This window comes from Rhizobium arsenicireducens (genome assembly GCF_964021225.1).
Window position 1 is genome coordinate 1038543 of sequence record NZ_CAXHYK020000001.1, and the last position, 17202, is coordinate 1055744.

At 62.2% G+C, this 17202-nt stretch carries 17 protein-coding genes and 1 pseudogene; 10 read left to right on the forward strand and 8 right to left on the reverse strand.

The features are described 5' to 3' along the window. Positions 1-50 precede the first annotated feature (50 nt). The 3 genes from ACWPVA_RS04860 to ACWPVA_RS04870 all read left to right on the forward strand — a co-directional run bounded on the left by ACWPVA_RS04860 (position 51) and on the right by ACWPVA_RS04870 (position 4736). Positions 51-617 carry a LysE family translocator gene (locus ACWPVA_RS04860; protein ID WP_454289529.1) on the forward strand — a complete coding sequence of 189 codons (567 nt, stop codon included), beginning with the start codon at positions 51-53 and terminating at the stop codon, positions 615-617. Positions 618-800: 183 nt separating this feature from the next. Next, complete coding sequence (locus ACWPVA_RS04865; protein ID WP_454286603.1) at positions 801-3527, forward strand: cation-transporting P-type ATPase; 2727 nt, start codon at positions 801-803, stop codon at positions 3525-3527. A gap of 81 nt (positions 3528-3608) precedes the next feature. Continuing rightward, the gene (locus tag ACWPVA_RS04870) at positions 3609-4736 is read left to right on the forward strand and encodes an ATP-dependent DNA helicase (RefSeq protein WP_454286604.1); all 1128 of its coding nucleotides are present in this window, start codon (positions 3609-3611) and stop codon (positions 4734-4736) included. A gap of 16 nt (positions 4737-4752) precedes the next feature. Here ACWPVA_RS04870 and ACWPVA_RS04875 read toward each other — a convergent pair whose 3' ends face one another. Both ACWPVA_RS04875 and ACWPVA_RS04880 read right to left on the reverse strand, forming a co-directional pair. Next, a complete protein-coding gene (locus tag ACWPVA_RS04875) occupies positions 4753-5256 on the reverse strand; it encodes a DUF4405 domain-containing protein (protein ID WP_454286605.1) in 504 nt (167 codons plus the stop codon). Between the two features lie 97 nt (positions 5257-5353). Beyond that, positions 5354-6046 carry a MerR family transcriptional regulator gene (locus tag ACWPVA_RS04880; RefSeq protein ID WP_454286606.1) on the reverse strand — a complete coding sequence of 231 codons (693 nt, stop codon included), beginning with the start codon at positions 6044-6046 and terminating at the stop codon, positions 5354-5356. Positions 6047-6446: 400 nt separating this feature from the next. On the opposite strand from ACWPVA_RS04880, the gene ACWPVA_RS04885 reads away from it, so the two are divergent. After that, the gene (locus tag ACWPVA_RS04885; protein WP_454286607.1) at positions 6447-7199 is read left to right on the forward strand and encodes a pyridoxine 5'-phosphate synthase; all 753 of its coding nucleotides are present in this window, start codon (positions 6447-6449) and stop codon (positions 7197-7199) included. Positions 7200-7247: 48 nt separating this feature from the next. Here ACWPVA_RS04885 and ACWPVA_RS04890 read toward each other — a convergent pair whose 3' ends face one another. After that, positions 7248-8129 carry an SDR family oxidoreductase gene (locus ACWPVA_RS04890; protein ID WP_454286608.1) on the reverse strand — a complete coding sequence of 294 codons (882 nt, stop codon included), beginning with the start codon at positions 8127-8129 and terminating at the stop codon, positions 7248-7250. Positions 8130-8268: 139 nt separating this feature from the next. Here ACWPVA_RS04890 and ACWPVA_RS04895 point away from each other — a divergent pair, with 139 nt between their 5' ends. Further along, entirely contained in the window at positions 8269-8673 is a 405-nt protein-coding gene (locus tag ACWPVA_RS04895; RefSeq protein ID WP_454286609.1) for a winged helix-turn-helix transcriptional regulator, read from the forward strand. 12 nt (positions 8674-8685) lie between these two features. Here ACWPVA_RS04895 and ACWPVA_RS04900 read toward each other — a convergent pair whose 3' ends face one another. Together ACWPVA_RS04900 and ACWPVA_RS04905 are read right to left on the reverse strand one after the other, a co-directional pair. Continuing rightward, on the reverse strand, positions 8686-9615 hold the full coding sequence (locus tag ACWPVA_RS04900) for a bifunctional helix-turn-helix transcriptional regulator/GNAT family N-acetyltransferase (RefSeq protein WP_454286610.1): 930 nt from the start codon (positions 9613-9615) through the stop codon (positions 8686-8688). A gap of 77 nt (positions 9616-9692) precedes the next feature. After that, positions 9693-10409 carry an aspartate/glutamate racemase family protein gene (locus ACWPVA_RS04905; RefSeq protein WP_454286611.1) on the reverse strand — a complete coding sequence of 239 codons (717 nt, stop codon included), beginning with the start codon at positions 10407-10409 and terminating at the stop codon, positions 9693-9695. 159 nt (positions 10410-10568) lie between these two features. Here ACWPVA_RS04905 and ACWPVA_RS04910 point away from each other — a divergent pair, with 159 nt between their 5' ends. Beyond that, positions 10569-11033: an Lrp/AsnC family transcriptional regulator gene (locus ACWPVA_RS04910; RefSeq protein ID WP_454286612.1), complete on the forward strand. Its 465-nt coding sequence runs from the start codon at positions 10569-10571 to the stop codon at positions 11031-11033. A 1-nt stretch (position 11034) separates the two neighbouring features. Here the strand turns inward: ACWPVA_RS04910 and ACWPVA_RS04915 are convergent, their stop codons facing one another. The 3 genes from ACWPVA_RS04915 to ACWPVA_RS04925 all read right to left on the reverse strand — a co-directional run bounded on the left by ACWPVA_RS04915 (position 11035) and on the right by ACWPVA_RS04925 (position 12211). After that, the gene (locus tag ACWPVA_RS04915) at positions 11035-11424 is read right to left on the reverse strand and encodes a DUF4087 domain-containing protein (RefSeq protein ID WP_454286613.1); all 390 of its coding nucleotides are present in this window, start codon (positions 11422-11424) and stop codon (positions 11035-11037) included. Between the two features lie 183 nt (positions 11425-11607). Then, a complete protein-coding gene (locus ACWPVA_RS04920) occupies positions 11608-11865 on the reverse strand; it encodes a hypothetical protein (protein ID WP_454286614.1) in 258 nt (85 codons plus the stop codon). A 100-nt stretch (positions 11866-11965) separates the two neighbouring features. Beyond that, positions 11966-12211 (reverse strand): hypothetical protein, encoded by a 246-nt coding sequence (locus ACWPVA_RS04925; RefSeq protein ID WP_454286615.1) that lies wholly within the window; start codon positions 12209-12211, stop codon positions 11966-11968. A gap of 368 nt (positions 12212-12579) precedes the next feature. Between ACWPVA_RS04925 and ACWPVA_RS04930 the strand changes: the two genes are divergently transcribed. The 4 genes and pseudogenes from ACWPVA_RS04930 (at position 12580) to ACWPVA_RS04945 (ending at position 17196) form a co-directional block, all read left to right on the forward strand. Then, the gene (locus tag ACWPVA_RS04930) at positions 12580-13275 is read left to right on the forward strand and encodes a TetR/AcrR family transcriptional regulator (protein WP_454286616.1); all 696 of its coding nucleotides are present in this window, start codon (positions 12580-12582) and stop codon (positions 13273-13275) included. A gap of 14 nt (positions 13276-13289) precedes the next feature. Next, positions 13290-14309, forward strand: a complete 1020-nt coding sequence (gene ilvC, locus ACWPVA_RS04935) for a ketol-acid reductoisomerase (protein ID WP_454286617.1) — start codon at positions 13290-13292, stop codon at positions 14307-14309. A 242-nt stretch (positions 14310-14551) separates the two neighbouring features. Continuing rightward, positions 14552-15779, forward strand: a pseudogene (locus ACWPVA_RS04940) (aminotransferase-like domain-containing protein). Positions 15780-16014: 235 nt separating this feature from the next. Then, complete coding sequence (locus ACWPVA_RS04945) at positions 16015-17196, forward strand: acyltransferase family protein (protein ID WP_454286618.1); 1182 nt, start codon at positions 16015-16017, stop codon at positions 17194-17196. Positions 17197-17202: the final 6 nt, after the last annotated feature.

Genomic DNA, 17202 nt, shown 5'->3' on the forward strand with positions numbered 1-17202 from the left:
GCGGGTTCTACGGGAGACTTTTCTTGGATACCGCGACATTGACCGCGCTCATGACCTTCGCCTTCGCCACCTCGATCACACCGGGGCCGAACAATATGATGCTGTTTGCCTCAGGCGTGAACTTCGGTTTTCGCCGGACGATCCCGCATATGCTGGGCATCGGAGCGGGTTTCCTGTCGCTGCTGATTGGCGTGGGCCTCGGCCTGGGTGCGCTGCTGGCGACCGTGCCCATTCTCTATACGGGGCTCAAGATCGCCGGCGGGCTCTATCTTCTCTACATCGCCTGGAAGATCGGTTCGTCGCGGACGCTGGGCGAGGGGACTTCGAGCGGCCAGCCAATGACGTTCCTCGGGGCTGCGGCCTTCCAGTGGGTCAACCCGAAAGCCTGGGTGATGGCGGTGACCGCAATGGCGGTCTATGTCGATGAGCGGAGCTACCTCTGGAGCGTCTTCATCGTCGGTGTGGTCTTTGCCGCGGTCAACCTGCCGAGTGTTTCCACCTGGGCCGGCTTCGGTTCGGTCCTGCGCGAATGGCTCTCCGTGCCGGTGCGGCTCAAGTGGTTCAACATCACCATGGCCGTGCTCCTCGTCGCCAGCCTCTGGCCGATGCTGCGCTGAGGCCCAAAGCCCCGCGACGTCGAAGAGATAACGGCACGCCGAGATCTTGGCTGGCTTGCTGATCTCCATCACATTTCATTCAGGTCACGAGAAATCGCCCGGTTCGGTTTGTTTCGTGGTCCATCTTTGGCTAGGTTCCGGCGTGATGATCTCCATCAGAGAGCGCAACGGCAAGAGAGGCCAATGACGATGACATCAGAAGCAGAACGCACTCCATCGCAAGACTGGCACGCCATCGAGGCCAGGGAGGTTTTGGATGCGCTCCAGTCATCGGCCGGCGGCCTCAGCGCCGAAGAAGCCACAGCACGCCTTTTACGATACGGCCATAACAGGTTGCCGGAACCGCCGCGACCCAGTGCGCTGCGTCGCTTCCTGCTGCAATTCCACAACCTGCTGATCTATGTGCTTATTGGCGCCGCCGTCATCACGCTCGCGCTCGGCCATTTTATCGATACAGCCGTCATTCTCGCCGTCGTCATCGTCAACGCTGTTATCGGCTACATGCAGGAGGGCAAGGCGGAGCAGGCAATGGCGGCCATCCGCAGCATGCTCGCACCGCATGCCTCGGTGCTGCGCGACGGCGCGCGGCGCGAGGTCGTCGGCGAGGAGATCGTGCCGGGCGACGTTGTCCTGATCGAAGCGGGAGACAAGGTGCCCGCTGATCTTCGACTGCTGTCGGCCCATGCGCTTTCGATACAGGAGGCCATACTGACCGGAGAATCGGTTCCGGTGGAAAAACGCAGCCACCCTGTGGCGGTCGATGCCTCGCTCGGCGACCGGTTGTCGCTGGCCTATTCAGGAACGCTGGTGACCGGTGGTCAGGGTAGAGGCGTCGTCATCGCGACGGGCCAGGGAACCGAGATCGGGCGGATCAGCGGCATGTTGTCCGATGTCGAGGAACTGACGACGCCATTGGTGAGCCAGATGGACGCCTTCGCGAGATGGCTGACGGTTCTGATCCTCATCATTGCGGCCCTATTGCTCGTGTTTGGCTATTTTGTCGAGCATCTCGAGTTTGGCGATACATTCATGGCCGTCGTCGGGCTTGCGGTTGCCGCGATCCCGGAAGGTCTGCCTGCGGTTCTGACCATTACCCTTGCGATCGGCGTGCAGGCCATGGCGCGGCGCAATGCCATTGTCCGGCGCCTTCCGGCGATCGAGACAATCGGTGCCGTGTCGGTCATCTGCACCGACAAGACCGGTACCTTGACCCGCAACGAAATGATGGTCGCATCGGCGGTGGCTGCTGCCGGCGAGTACACCGTCGAGGGAACGGGCTATGAGCCCAGTGGCGCCATCACAAGGGATGGCAAGGACGCGGCCGGGGAGCAGGACCTGCTGTCCGAACTGGCGCTGTCGTGTGCCTTGTGCAATGACGCGCATATCCGCAAACATGATGGCCTATGGGCGGTGGAAGGCGACCCCATGGAGGGCGCACTTCTGGCCTTCGCGGGCAAATTGGGCAAGAGCCAGGAAAACGGCCTGTCCGGCTGGACGCGGATCGATACGATCCCCTTCGATTCCCGCAGTCGGTTCATGGCAGTGCTTTGCCGCGAGGACACCGGCAGGGTCATCGCTTTCGTCAAAGGTGCGCCGGAGCGCATGCTGGAGATGGCGGCGAACCAACGACGGGCCGACGGCGGCGAGGAGCCGGTGGATCTTCCGTTCTGGCGGCAAAAGGTGGACCAGGTGGCTGCAAGAGGCCAGAGGGTGCTTGCGCTTGGAACGGTGGAGCTTGATGCCGATGATACCGTCCTCGGCTACGAAAGCGTCGACGGCAGGCTGACGCTTCTTGGCATGGTCGGCATGATCGATCCGCCGCGGGCGGAAGTGATCGAGGCAATCGAAGAATGCCGGCTGGCCGGTATCCAGGTCAAGATGATCACCGGCGATCACGCCGCGACTGCTTCCGCGATCGGGCGGCAGATCGGTCTCGACAATCCGGACGAGGTGCTGACGGGCGCCGACCTCGAGCAGATGGACGACCGCGACCTCGAGGGCGCGGTCAGGTCGTGCAACATCTTCGCCCGCACCAGTCCGGAGCACAAGTTGCGGCTGGTCATGGCGCTGCAGGCGCAGGACAAGATCGTCGCCATGACGGGCGACGGGGTCAATGATGCACCGGCGCTCAAACGTGCGGATGCTGGCATAGCCATGGGCCTGAAGGGAAGCGAGGCTGCCAAGGAAGCGGCGGAACTCGTTCTGGCCGATGACAATTTCGCCTCGATCGTCGCCGCCGTGCGCGAGGGGCGGACCGTCTATGACAATATCAAGAAGGTTATCAGTTGGACCCTTCCGACCAATGGCGGTGAGGCCGCCACGATCATAGTGGCGCTCGTGTTTGGTTTCACCTTGCCGGTAACTCCGGTGCAGATCCTGTGGATCAACCTGATCACGGCAGTCACGCTGGGTATTGCCCTGGCGTTCGAGCCGACGGAGGAGGACACCATGCGGCGACCGCCGCGGCCGCGGGGCGATGCCATTCTATCCGGCGACCTGGTCTGGCGCGTTATCCTGGTCTCCATCCTGTTTCTTGCGGGTGTATTCGGCATTTTCACCTACGCACAGGACCGTGGGTATTCGCTCGAGCTGTCCAGGACGATGGCCGTCAATACGTTTGTGGTGATGGAAATCTTCAATCTGTTCTTCATCCGCAACCTCTATGGCACATCGCTGACCTGGAAGGCCGTGCGTGGAACAAAGGTGGTGTGGCTGACCGTGGGGCTTGTGACGATCGGCCAGTTTGCCATCACCTACCTGCCGCCATTGCAGCGGGTTTTCGCGACCGAGGCGGTTCCGTTCTTCGATGGCCTGGTGATCATCGGTATTGGCGTCGCCCTGTTCGCCATTATTGAAACGGAGAAGCAGTTGCGCCTGATCGTCAAGAACCGGTTGGTACCCGAGAGGTAGGGAACCGTACTCCCCGTGCAATTCGTTGCTGCGGGGTTTTATCGGTTGCTTCTGTTCGCCGAATCCTGACAAGACCAGAGGATGCAGTTCGCACCCCAGCAGGACGAAGCCCTGAAAGCCGTTGCAAAGTGGCTGAAGGAGGGCAAGCAGCCGGTCTTTCGCCTGTTCGGCTATGCCGGCACGGGCAAGACGACGCTTGCCCGGCATTTTGCCGAACATGTCGATGGAGACGTGCTGTTTGCCGCCTTCACCGGCAAGGCTGCACAGGTGCTGCGCTCGCGCGGCGCGAGCAATGCCCGGACCATTCACTCTCTGATCTACCGTCCGCGCGGCGAGGAAGCCGTGGAGGACGAGGAAACCGGCAAGACATCGATCGCGCCGATGTTCTCCATCAACCGGCAGAGCCCGCTCGCCAAGGCCGCGCTGATTGTCATCGACGAATGTTCGATGGTCGATGAACAGTTGGGTAGGGATCTGATGAGCTTCGGCACGCCGATCCTGGTGCTTGGCGATCCCGGCCAGTTGCCGCCGGTCTCCGGGGGCGGCTTTTTCACCGATCAGGAGCCTGACTATCTGCTCACCGACATTCATCGCCAGGCCCGCGACAATCCGATCATCCAGCTTGCCATGCACGTACGCGAGGGCAAGGAAATCATGTATGGGGACTACGGAACCGCCAAGGTGATCTCGAAGAACGAGGTGACGCAGGAGCTGGTTCTCGGCGCCGATCAGGTGCTCGTGGGCACCAACAAGACGCGGCGACGCTACAACAAGCGGCTGCGCGAGCTGAAGGGATTCACCGTCGATTACCCGCAGGCCGGCGACAAGCTGGTGTGCCTGAGGAACGACCAGGTAAAGGGGCTGCTCAACGGCTCGCTGTGGCAGGTGATGACTTCGTCGCGCGAGACTGTAAAACCCGGCATCAACCTGCTGATCAAGCCGGAAGACGACGACATGGATCGCGGGGCGGCCAAGATCAAGTTGCTCAAGGCGGCCTTCGAAGAAGTCGACGCTGAGATCCCGTGGGCGACCCGCAAGCGTTACGACGAATTCGACTATGGCTATGCGCTGACCGTGCACAAGGCTCAGGGTTCGCAGTGGAACGACGTCGTGATGTTCGACGAGAGCTGGGCGTTTCGCGATACGCGCGAGCGGTGGCTCTATACGGCGGTGACCCGCGCGGCAGAGACGCTCACCATCGTCAGGTGAGCGTCTGCCGTGGCCTTTACTGTTTCACCATGGCAAGGGTCATGACGACGTCGCGCTCGCCCTTGCCAGAGGCTGTGGCAATGTCGACCAGCGACTTGCCGGTCTCAGCCGCGGTGAAGCCCTTTTCCTTAAGCGTGGCGATCAAGGATTCTTCCGACTGGCCCAGGAGCGGGGCTATCTGGGCCGGCGTGCCCTTGGTCACGAGCTGGATCATCGCGACCTGCGGATTGGTGCCGGTTGCCGTGCCGGTGATGGCCGGCCAGGCGAAGACGAGGCCGGCGACAAGCGAGACACCGAGCGCGATCGCCATCGGCAGCCGCTTGAAATAGGAGAGGAACGGGCGCCAGTTTTTCCAGATGTGAAGGACGAATGGCAGGATGAGCACCATGCTCAGCCATTCGTGCATGCTGTGAAAGGCGGCGGAGCCGAAGTGGAAGAAGAGCGCGACGCCGGAGACGAGCGAGACCATGAAGAGGCCGGTCGTCAAAGGGGTAGCGTAACGGGCGAGGTAGGCAGGCATGGGAGTGACCCTTGATTTGTTTAGTACACGTCCCAATTAGTCCGCCGACGCTTGCGTGTCCCGTTAAATCCTTGTCATGTTTGACGAATTTCAATTTTCACGAGGCGACGACGCCGAACAGGACCGCCTTGGCGACAGCCTGAAAGCGGTTATTGGCCTCAAGCTTGCTTATGATCGTCGCCTCAAGCGCCGAGATTTGCGAGCTGGTCAGCTTCAGGGTACGTGCGACACGCAGCGGCGCATAGCCTTCGGCCATCAATTCGAGGCAGCGGTGCTCGAGGTCGGTCAATGAGAACGTGTCGCGCGCGACCGTGGGCGCGGACTGTCCATCGATAACGTCGTGCGACAGGAGGGAGGCCAGTTGCTGCAGTTGGCGGTGGATCGCCGAGAGACCTGCCGTTAGCTCGCGCTTGCGGGCAAGAAGCGCTTCTTCGAAAATTTCGTTGGCCTCGGCTTTGGATTGGGCGGATCTCAGCGAATCCATCAGGTCCTGGATGCCCGCGACTGGCATTCCGACCTCGCGGCAGGCGTTGATCAGTGCCATGCGGGCAATGTCCCTGCGGCCGTAGACGCGCATCAGGCCGATGCGTCTGGCGGAGATCAGGCCCTTTTCCTCGTAAAAATGAAGGGTGCGGTGGGTGACGCCGAAGATCTCGGCCATGTCGGCGATGGGGACCGGTTCTTCAGGGATGTCGCGGGGCAGGGGGATGTCGGGTAGGTATATGGCATCGGCTGGTGTGCCGTCGGCCCGGTGACTGTCGACCTGCAGATATTCCGATCCGTCCGCCATGACCTCCCCCGTCCAGCGTTGCATCAAGTCTGCGATATTCGAGGATCCCCATATGTGCGGAGACCGGTTTGGCGCATCCTCCCAGACGCCATGCCGCTCAACCTGTTTCAGGTTGGGCTGCAACAGATTTGTGAAATTCAGAGTAGTCGGCTTGATCCGGTTTGGCAAACGCGATTGTCGAGCCGAGGGAGCCTGAGGAATGCCCGGCGGAAAGCGCGGCGCATCGATCGCAAGAGGCCGTCAAGGCCACAGAGGGATGGTTCGCAAGACAAGTCGGAGAGGGAGCGCGGTCCATCCATCAGTTTCCTCAATGAAAGCATGTGTGATTCTCGTTGGCCTTCCTCTTCGCGATCGCCTAAATGGTGATCGGACGAATGCCACCCCTCATGGATACTGCCGTATGCCCGCCAAGCTCTCCGTCAACCTCAACGCCATTGCCATGCTGCGCAACCGCCGGGATTTGCCCTGGCCGGACGTCGCCCATCTCGGTCGCATCGCGCTCGAAGCCGGCGCGAGTGGTCTGACGGTGCATCCGCGTCCCGATCAGCGGCATATCCGGTTTTCCGACCTTCCCGTCCTGCGGGCGCTGATCGACGACGCGTTTCCGCAAGCCGAATTCAATATCGAGGGCTATCCGACCGAGGAATTCCTGGCGCTGTGCGAGGCGACCGAGCCGGAGCAGGTGACGCTGGTGCCCGACGATCCGAGCCAGGCGACCTCGGACCATGGCTGGGACTTCGCCAGGAACCGGTCGTTCCTGACCGAAGTCGTCTCGCGGCTGAAGGGCAGGGGCATGCGCGTTTCGCTGTTTGCCGACGGCGACGGCAATGCCGAGGCGGTGAAACAGGCGCGCGAGACGGGCGCCGACCGGATCGAGCTTTACACCGGCCCCTATGGCGGCAGTTACGACAATCCGGACAAGGCAGCCGAAGAGATCGACCGTCTCGGCCGCACGGCCGATGCGGCGCTGGCCGTTGGTCTTGCCGTCAATGCCGGCCATGACCTGACGGTCGCCAATCTTCCGGCCCTCATCAAGCGCATTCCGAAGCTGGCCGAGGTGTCGATTGGCCACGGCCTGACGGCCGATGCGCTGGAGTTCGGCATGGCGGAAACGGTACGCCGTTTTCGCCATGCCTGCGGCCAGACGATCTGACGGCGGAAGGCGGTTCCGCGCGCAGGACGGTCCCGCCCGGGGGGCTCGTCAGCCGATGGCGGCCTTGTTGGCTTCGAGGAAGTCCTTCAGCGACACGCGCTTGACGCCCGACAGGGTCTCGGCGTCGGCCGTCGCCATGGCGATCTTGCCTTCGCGCGTATTGGCGTCGAAGGACACGAAGGTCGGGATGAAGGGCGCTGGCACGCCGGCGGCGGTCATGCCTTGCGCAAGCTCAGCATCGGTCAGGTTGACGACGGTGAGCGGCTTGCCCGTCACGTCGCGCACCAGCGCGGCGATTTCTTCCGTCGTATAGGTCTTCTCTCCGGTCAGCGTGTAGATCGCGTTGCCTTCTGCCGGTTTGGCGAGGCCTGCGGCAATGGCGCGGGCAATGTCTTCGCGGGCGATGTGGGCGATTCGGCCATTGCCGGCCGAGGTGTACCAATGGCCGCTGGCGAGCGCCTGCGGCAGGCTCATGAACAGGTTCTCCATGTACCAGCCGTTGCGGAAGATGGTGTAGGCGAGGCCGGAAGCCTTGATCGCCTGTTCCGTTCCGAGATGATCGCCCTTGAAGGTGATCTCCGAATCGTCCGGCTGCGGCATCGAGGTGTAGAAGATGCGCCCGACCCCTGCGGTCTTGGCGGCCTCGACGGCGGCGCTGTGCTGCACGAGGCGCTTGCCCGGCGTGCCGAGTTCGTCGGTGGAGACGATCAGAAGGCGGTCGATACCGGAAAACGCGACTTCGAGCGAGGCCTTGTCGTCGAAATCGACGCGGCGCGTTTCCAAGCCGAGGGCCGCCAGGTCGGCGAGCTTGGCGGTGTCGCGGCTGCCGGCGACGATGTCTGACGGGCTAAGCTTCTGGCTTTCGATCAGGTGCTTGATGATTAGATGGCCGAGATGGCCGGCGGCGCCGGTGACGAGGATCTTGCTCATGGTCTTTCCTTTGGCAATGGCGGCAGGTGCTGCCGAACGAATAGCTGCTCTCAAAATGAGAGTTACGCTAAAATGGAGATTGACGAGCGCTTGTAAAGAAGGCAGTTTTTGGTGCCCACCTTACCGATAGGGAACCGCCATGACCGTCGCCATCACCCGTTTCGAAGAAAAGATCGCCGGATACGGGGGTGACGGACCCAAGCTGGAGAACTGCCCGGTGCGCACGGTGATCGATCACATCGGCGGCAAATGGTCGACGCTGATCCTGCTGGCGCTTTCGGAAAAGCCCTATCGTTTCGGTGAACTCCGGCGGCTGGTGCCGGACATTTCGCAGCGCATGCTGACCCAGACTTTGCGCGATCTGGAGCGCGACGGCTATGCGCTGCGCACGGTGTTTCCGACCAAGCCGCCGAGCGTCGAGTATCGGCTGACGGATCTCGGGCATTCGCTGTTCAGGGCACTGTGCGTGCTGCTCGAATGGGCGGAGGTCAACTATTTGGCCGTCAAGGACGCGCGCCGCAGCTACGACGAACGCAATCCCTGAGGTTCTCTGCCGTCAGAGGTCGAGCGTCCAGGTCTGGCCGTTGAGTTCCGGTCCGAACATTCTGTGCCTTTCCTCGGCGACGAGCCGGAAGCCCGCGGCGACGTAGATATGGCGCGCCGTGTGCAGGATGTCGTTGGTCCAGAGCGTGAGCTGGCGGTAACCGGCATTGCGGGCGAAGTGCACGCATTGCTCGACCAGCAGCTTGCCGAGCCCAAGGCCGCGGGCCGCCGCATCGACATAGAGCATTCTGAGCTTGGCGATGTCGTCGCCGCCGTCCATCACAATGACCGAGCCGATGCGGATGCCGGCGCGCTCGGCGATCCAGCAATGATCGCGTCTTGCGTCGCAGCGCTCGAGGAAATCGGCGGCGACCTGGCTGACCAGCGCCTCGAAGCGCCCGTTCCAGCCAAATGTGCCGACATAGAACTCGGTCTGCGACTGGATCATCCAGCCGAGGTCGCCCGGACGGTGCGGACGCAGGACCGGGGTGGCGTGGGCGCTAGCGCCGGGCTCGATCAGGCGGGTGATGGTGGCCATTGCCTCGACGAGGGCAGCCAGTTCGGCCGGGCCGAGCGGCGCCACCATCTGGCGCAACTGGCTGCGGGAGAGCTCGGCCAGAGTCCCAAATTCGGTCCTCCCCTTGTCGGTGAGGCACAGACGCTGGCTTCGTCGGTCGGCCGGGTCCGGTGCGACCATGACGATGTCCCGCTCGCGGAACTTCTTCAATATGCGGCTGAGATAGGCCGGGTCGAGGCGCAGGTCGCGCACGAGTTCCACGGCGAGAACCTGTCCCCGCGTACCGATCTCATAGACGATGCGGGCTTCCGCCAGCGTGTAGTCGGCCTTGAGATAGGCGCGGTCGAGGATGCCGATCCGGTCGGTGTAGAACCGGTTGAAGGCGCGCATCGCCTCGATGGTAGCGGCGTCTGGGGCTTCCAGCATGAATCGGACCTCCTCGTGAGGTCCGATTCACTAGCATTGCAGTTGGTCATTGACAATCATATGATTGACGCAGTCAACTAAATGGCAACCCGCAGCGCGGGTTCGGCGCTGAGCGCGAAATCGGCGGCGGCGCGCGCATGGATGGTGGTCGAATCGAAGCCCGGCAGGGGCAGCGCATCGGCATCGAGCAGCAGGCAGATTTCCGTGCAACCAAGGATGACGCAATCGGCGCCGGCCAGCCTGGCCTTCTCGACAATGGCGATATAGGCCTCGCGCGAGGTTTCCTTCACCGTGCCGGCACAGAGTTCCTCGAAGATCACATCATGAACGATCGTGCGGTCCTCGGCATCCGGCACGCGCGGATCAAGGCCAAGCGCGCGCATGCGGTCGGTGTAGAAGCCATGTTCCATCGTATAGCGGGTGGCGAGCACCAGGGGACGGCGGAAGCCGGCGGCCTTGATGGCCGCGGCCGTATCATCAACTATGTTGAGCAGGGGGATGTCGAGGCGGGTGGCGATGCCGTCGGCAACGAGATGCATGGTGTTAGTGCAGATCAGGATGCAATCGGCGCCTGCAGCCTGAAGCCCGAGCGCGCAATCGGCAAGGCGCTTCTCGGCGAGATCCCAGCGGCCGGCCTTCTGGTAGCCGACGATCTCGGCGAAGTTGACCGAGTGCATCAGGACTTCCGCCGAGGCGATGCCGCCGAGTTCGGCGCGGACCATCTCGTTGATGAGGCGATAGTAGACCGCCGTGCTCTCGAAACTCATGCCGCCGATCAGTCCGATTGTCTTCATAGTCTTGTTCCCCTGGTTGGTGTCGGGGATTATGGCCAAGCCTTTGGGCAAACGGTTTGCATTATTTGCGAAAAGTGCAGAGGGTGACGCGTACCAATTGCGCGATCCGTCGGGATCCTGCACATTGAATGCATCAACATTCTATAAGGTGGGTCTCAAGTGCTCGACGATCGCGATCGGAAGATTCTGGATGCATTGCAGCGGGACGCCTCGGTTCCCATCGCCGAACTTGCCGAGCGGGTGGCGCTGTCGCCATCCGCCTGTTCGCGGCGCATCCAGCGGCTGGAGGAGTCGGGCTATATCGAGCGGCGCATCGCGGTGCTGGACCGCGAGCGGGTCGGCGTGCCGACCACCGTCTTCGCACTGGTCAAGACGGCGCATCACTCGGATGAGTGGATCGAGAGCTTTCGCCGGGCGATCAGCGATCTCGCCGAGATCGTCGAGGCGCATCGGCTGACCGGCTCCTACGACTATCTCCTGAAGATCGTGCTGCCCCGGGTCGAGCACTATGACGTGGTGTACCGGCGGCTGGTGAAGCGGATCGAGCTGTTCGATGTGTCCGCTTTCATCTCGATGGAAACGCTGAAGGCGGGGTCGGCCGTGCCGGTCGACCACGCAGTCTAGCTCACTCCGGTTTCGGCAGGGCGGTATCGGCCAGGCATGTCTTCAGCGGCAGCAGTTTCACGCCGTAGATCGCCGTAATCCGGCCGGCGGACAAATCCTGGCTGTCCCTGTTCCGTTCGGTCTCGGCCTGGATGCAGCCGCAGGTGTAGCCGTAATTGCCGTTGGAGGCGACATAGTCGCCAGTGGAGATGTCGGGGAAGTTCTCCATGCCGAGCGGCTCCTCGTCGGAGCCCTGGGTGAGGAGGACCCACATGCCCTCGCTGTCGTCGAGCCAGTAATTGCCGGGCGTCGGGTTCTGGATCCAGCCGCAGCGATTTTCCTTGGCGAATGCCAGTTGCGGAAGGGCGAGGAAGGCGAGGGTGAAAAGAAGGGCGATTCGGCGCGGCTGCATCGGGGTGGTTCCTCTATTGGGGCTGCCTTTAAGGCATACCGCCGTCAGCGACCTTCGCCAAAGGCCAAAAATGGGATAAGGTGCTGAACCCAATGATACGGCCCCGGAGCTTGCGCTTCGGGGCCTGTTAATGTTCCGGACATGCCGGCATATGTGTCGCTGGCTTGGTTACGCGAAACGAGATTACTTGTCGGAGGGCGTGCCGACGGTGACGCCGCGACCGGAGTCGAAGCCGTAGATGACATTGAGGTTACCGCTGTCGACCGGCGCGCGGTTAGTCTTCGCGCCCATCACCGGAGTGATAGAGCCGACGACCGTACGGTCGATGTTGCCGGAAGAATGGACCGGAGCGGCGCTGCCGTTGGTGGGTTCCAGAGCGAAGGCGGTGGATGCGCCGGCCAGCGAAGCGACGACGGCGGTGACTGCGATGATAGTCTTCATGGGATGTCTCCTTGATTTCATTTCCTGATGGCATAGCTACTCATCAGGTCTTCGTTAGGTTGTGGAACTGAGGGCGGGGGTCCTCAGTCGGGAGCAGGGGTCAGTCGTTGTTGGCGACGGTGCGCGACACCAGCGAGACGGTGCGGTCGGCGTTGACCTGGTAGACTTCACGGACTTCCTCGCCAAACGGGCCGTAGAAGACATGGAAGAAGTTGGAGCCGGCGGGGGCCTTTTCGAGCCGGGCTTCGTGGCCACCATAGGTGATGGAGCCGGGGATCGGCTGGAGGGCGAAGGCTGCCGGTGCGGCGACGAGGGTAGCGAGCGCTGCTGCAATTGCGATTTTCATGATCAAATTCCTCTTTGCACTCTGTGTTGTTTGGGTCGAACTGTGTGGTTCGATGAACATGATTTGCGCCTCCTCCTCGCCAATTGCAATAGATGATTGCGCACAATCGAACCATATAGTTCGATGACTTGCAATGCGTACGAGGTTGCTTATAGGTCGTAATATTGATGTAAAAACAGAATATTAGCAGGACCTCCAAGGTCGGGTTCTTGACGCAGAAATTGTTATGAAACACTACGTTCAAATAAATGTGATGACCGTCAAAACCGCGGCTGCCGGCGGCTTGCGGCGGACGCAGAGCCTCTTGACGGAGCCAAATTTTGCCCTTAAACAGAACCGTACCGTACGGTACTTGAGAGATGTCAATCGTGCAGACCGAAACCGCCAACGCCGAATTCACGCAGCGCCAGAGCGCCGTTCTCGCCGAAGCCCTGAGGCTTCTGGTGGAGGGTGGCGATAAAGCATTGACGACGGCCGGGCTGGCGCGCGCGGCCAACTGCTCCAAGGAAAGCCTGTACAAGTGGTTCGGCGATCGCGACGGGCTCTTGTCGGCGATGATCTCCTTTCAGGCGAGCAAGGTGCGCACTTTCGAGCGGCCGGGCGAGCGGCTGACGGCGGCAAGCCTGACCGAACATCTGGAGATCTTTGCCCACGACCTGCTCGACGTTTTGGCCGGCGACGTGTCGCTGGCGCTCAACCGGCTGGCGATCGGCCAGACAAACCGCGACGGCTCGAAGCTCGGCACGCTCTTGCTCGAGCGCGGCCGCCGGCAGATCGACCGGCGGGCGCGGGCGCTGCTCGACGCCGGACAGCGCGACGGCCTGTTGCGCTTCGCCGACGGCGAGGAGGCCTATCGTACGCTATACGGCCTGATCGTCTCCGACATGCATGTGCGCATGCTGCTGGGCGACATGCCGCAGACAAAGAGTTTCGCTGCCCGGGCGGAGAAGGCAGTCAACGCCTTCCTCGCGCTCTACGGCACGGAAAAGGTTCTGGCCGGCCGCGACGGGGCGACCCGTTCCGGCCAGCCGGTCAATGACAGCCACAACAACCGACAAGCATAGGGAAGGAACTTAACATGCGCGTCTATTATGATCGTGATGCCGATCTCAATCTCATCAAGGCCAAGAATGTCGTCATCGTCGGCTACGGCTCCCAGGGTCGCGCCCATGCGCTGAACCTCAAGGATTCGGGCGCCGCCAACGTTGCCATCGCGCTCAAGGCCGGTTCGCCGACCATCAAGAAGGCCGAAGCCGACGGCTTCAAGGTCATGACCGTGGCCGACGCCGCCAAGTGGGGCGACCTGATCATGATGGCGACCCCGGACGAACTGCAGGCCGATATCTACAAGGCCGACATCGCCGGCAATATCCGCGACGGCGCTGCCATCGCCTTTGCCCACGGCCTCAACGTTCACTTCGGCCTGATCGAGCCGAAGGCTTCGCTCGACGTCGTCATGATCGCGCCGAAGGGCCCGGGCCACACGGTTCGCGGCGAATACCAGAAGGGCGGCGGCGTTCCCTGCCTCGTTGCCGTTCACCAGAACGCTTCGGGCAATGCGCTCGAACTGGCGCTTTCCTACGCCTGCGGCGTCGGCGGCGGCCGTTCGGGCATCATCGAGACCAACTTCAAGGAAGAATGCGAAACCGACCTGTTCGGCGAACAGGTCGTTCTCTGCGGCGGTCTGGTCGAGCTGATCCGCGCCGGCTTCGAAACCCTGGTCGAAGGCGGCTATGCGCCGGAAATGGCCTATTTCGAGTGCCTGCACGAAGTGAAGCTGATCGTCGACCTGATCTATGAAGGCGGCATCGCCAACATGAACTACTCGATCTCGAACACCGCCGAATGGGGTGAATACGTTTCCGGCCCGCGCATCATCACCGCCGAGACCAAGGCCGAGATGAAGCGGGTTCTCACCGACATCCAGACCGGCAAGTTCACCAGTGACTGGATGCAGGAATACCGCGCTGGCGGCGCCCGCTTCAAGGGCATCCGTCGCCTGAACGACAGCCACCAGATCGAGGAAGTCGGCACCAAGCTGCGCGCCATGATGCCGTGGATCGCCAAGAACCAGCTGGTCGACAAGTCGGTCAACTAAGGCAGTAGCCACTAGGCAGTAGGATTTGAGGGCCGGGGAGGGCAACTTTCCCGGCCTTTGCTATGCACGTTTGGTGCAAAAAATGACGTTCGGCACATGCTCGAGGCGGCTGGGCAATTGGGGAAATCGCGTCGCGGGACGGAAAACCCTTTCGTTGGCCGGTGCGATAGGTCAGTATTATTGACATAACTTCTCTCGTGGGTCATTTTGACCCTCAACGATAAAATGCCGAGGAAACCCCCGTGCTGAATTGGGAACATGTCTTTGCGACGCGCATGGCGCACATGCGCGCCTCCGAAATCCGCGAACTGCTGAAGCTTTTGGAGCGGCCCGACATTATTTCGTTTGCCGGCGGCATTCCCGATCCGGCGCTATTTCCCGATGAGGCATTCAAGGCGGCCTATGCCGATATTTTCAGCGGCGACCAGGCAGCGGCCGCGCTGCAATATTCGGTCAGCGAAGGCTACAGGCCGCTGCGCGAATGGCTCAAGGTCGAGATGGAGAAGGTCGGCATTCCCTGCTCGGTCGACAATATCTTCATCACCTCCGGCTCGCAGCAGGCGCTCGACTATCTCGGCAAGCTGTTCCTGTCGCCGAAGGACACGGCCCTCGTCACCTGGCCGACCTATCTAGGCGCCTTGCAGGCCTTCAACGCGTACGAGCCGAACTATGACCAGCTGACGCTGACGGGCAACCGCACGCCCGAGAGCTACAGGGCCGCTGCCGAGAACCTCGGCGGGGCGGTCAAGTTCGCCTATCTCTCGGCCGATTTTTCCAATCCGACCGGCGAAACGGTCGACAGGGCGGCGCGCGAGCGGCTGCTGGAAGCTCGCCGAAGACCTCGAAATCGCCGTTATCGAGGACGCGGCCTACCAGACGCTGCGTTATGACGGCGAGGCGGTCCCGCCGATCCTTTCGCTCGAAATCGCCGAAAAAGGCTCGATCGAGGACACGCGCACCGTCTATTGCGGCAGCTTCTCCAAGACGCTGGCGCCGGGCCTGCGGGTCAGCTTCGTCGTCGCCAACCAGACCGTCATCCGCAAGCTGGTGCTGATGAAGCAGGCGGCCGACCTGCATTCCTCGTCGATCAACCAGATCGCCATCGCCCATGTCGCCGAGCGGCATTTCGATGCGCAGGTCGCCAAGATCCGGACGGCCTATCGTGCGCGCCGCGATGCCATGCTCAAGGCGCTGGCAACCTACATGCCGGCCGGCACGACCTGGACCAAGCCGGAAGGCGGCATGTTCATCTGGGTGACGCTGCCGGAGGGCATGGACGGGGCCGAACTGCTGGCACGCTCGGTCGAGACCGAAAAGGTCGCCTTCGTTCCGGGCCAGGCCTTCTTCGCCGACCGGTCGGGCGCCAATACGCTGCGGCTATCCTTTTCCTGCGCCAACGAAGAGATGATCGACGAGGGCATCCGACGGCTTGGTCGGCTCATCAGCGGAGCGAGCGCCGTGGCCGCCTGAGGACCGTGGAGGTCGTCATGCAGCGGCGGTGGCATGGACGCCGCCCCCGTGCCTGATCGTCTGGCACGTCCGCGCCCCATCTTCCAGGCCGACTTTCAGCCGGTCCGCACCGCTGCGGTGCCGCCGCTGCTTAACCTTGTTCGAAGAAACCGGCCGGGCGAGCACAGCCCGGCGTTGAAGAGGCACGGGGTTGCGTGACATGCTAACGGCGAGGATGGGAGACCGGGGGGATTTCATGCGGTTCCTGGCATTCGACGGCTTGAGAGGCTTGTTTTCGCTGCTCGTGGTTCTGGCGCACGTGCCGGCGGCGACGGTGCTGCGCCAGTCCGGCCTGAGCGCGACGGGCGACACGCTCGTCGATCTGTTCTTCGTCTTCAGCGGCTTCGTCATCGTCGCCGGTTACGAGAAGCGGCTGCTTGACGGATACGGCACGGGCCGCTTCCTGGTCGAGCGGCTCGGGCGTATCTATCCCATCCACTTCGTCATGCTGATGGTCTTCATCGTCACCGAGATCGCGTTCGCAACCGTGCTCGGTTCGCTGGGGCAGCAGGGTAGGGTGCCCTTCGAGGGGGACAAGGCGGTGGAGGCGATCTTCACCCATCTGACATTGACCCACGCCTGGAACGTCCACGAGATGCCGACGTGGAACTTCCCGACCTGGAGCCTGTCGACGGAGTGGGCGGCCTATATTGTCTTCGCGATCGCGCTACTTGTCTTGCGCCGGCACTTTCTCGTCTTCGCAGTGGCCGGGATTGCCTTTTCCGTCTTCGTATTGGTCACGGTCGCGCCGGAGGGAATGAAGTCCTATCACGACTACGGCGTGTTTCGGTCTATCCTCGGCTTTTCGGCCGGTGCGATCGCCTATCGCGCCTTTGAAGTCTTGAACGGGCGCGAAGCCTTTTCCAGCCTTCCCAAGCCGGTATTCACGGTTCTCGAAATAACCGGGCTCGCTGGTCTGTTCGGACTGCAGGTCATACTCGGCGCCACGGATTTCGCCGTCGCGCTGCCGCTCGTCTTCACGCTGCTGATGGTCGTCTTCGCCTATGGCAAGGGCCATGTCTCAGATCTGATGTGCAGCCGGCTGCTCGTCTATTTCGGTACGATTTCCCTGTCGATCTACGTGGTGCATGTCTGGATCATCATGCGCGCCGGAAATGTGGTGGCGCTGACCGAGCGGTTGACGGGGCTCGACCTTGTCACTTACGTCGCGGAAGGCGATGCGCGCCACCTGGAACTCACGCTCTCGCCGCTTGCGGCCAACCTCTTTGCCCTGGCCATCCTCGCAACCGTGGTGCTTGTCAGCCATTTCACCTATCGCTACGTCGAGCTTCCGGGCCAGGCGTTGTTCCGCCGTTGGGCGAAACGTCGGCCGGCCGTCGGCGGCGAACTGGGGCGGGTTACTGCAGCGACCCTCTAGGCCCGG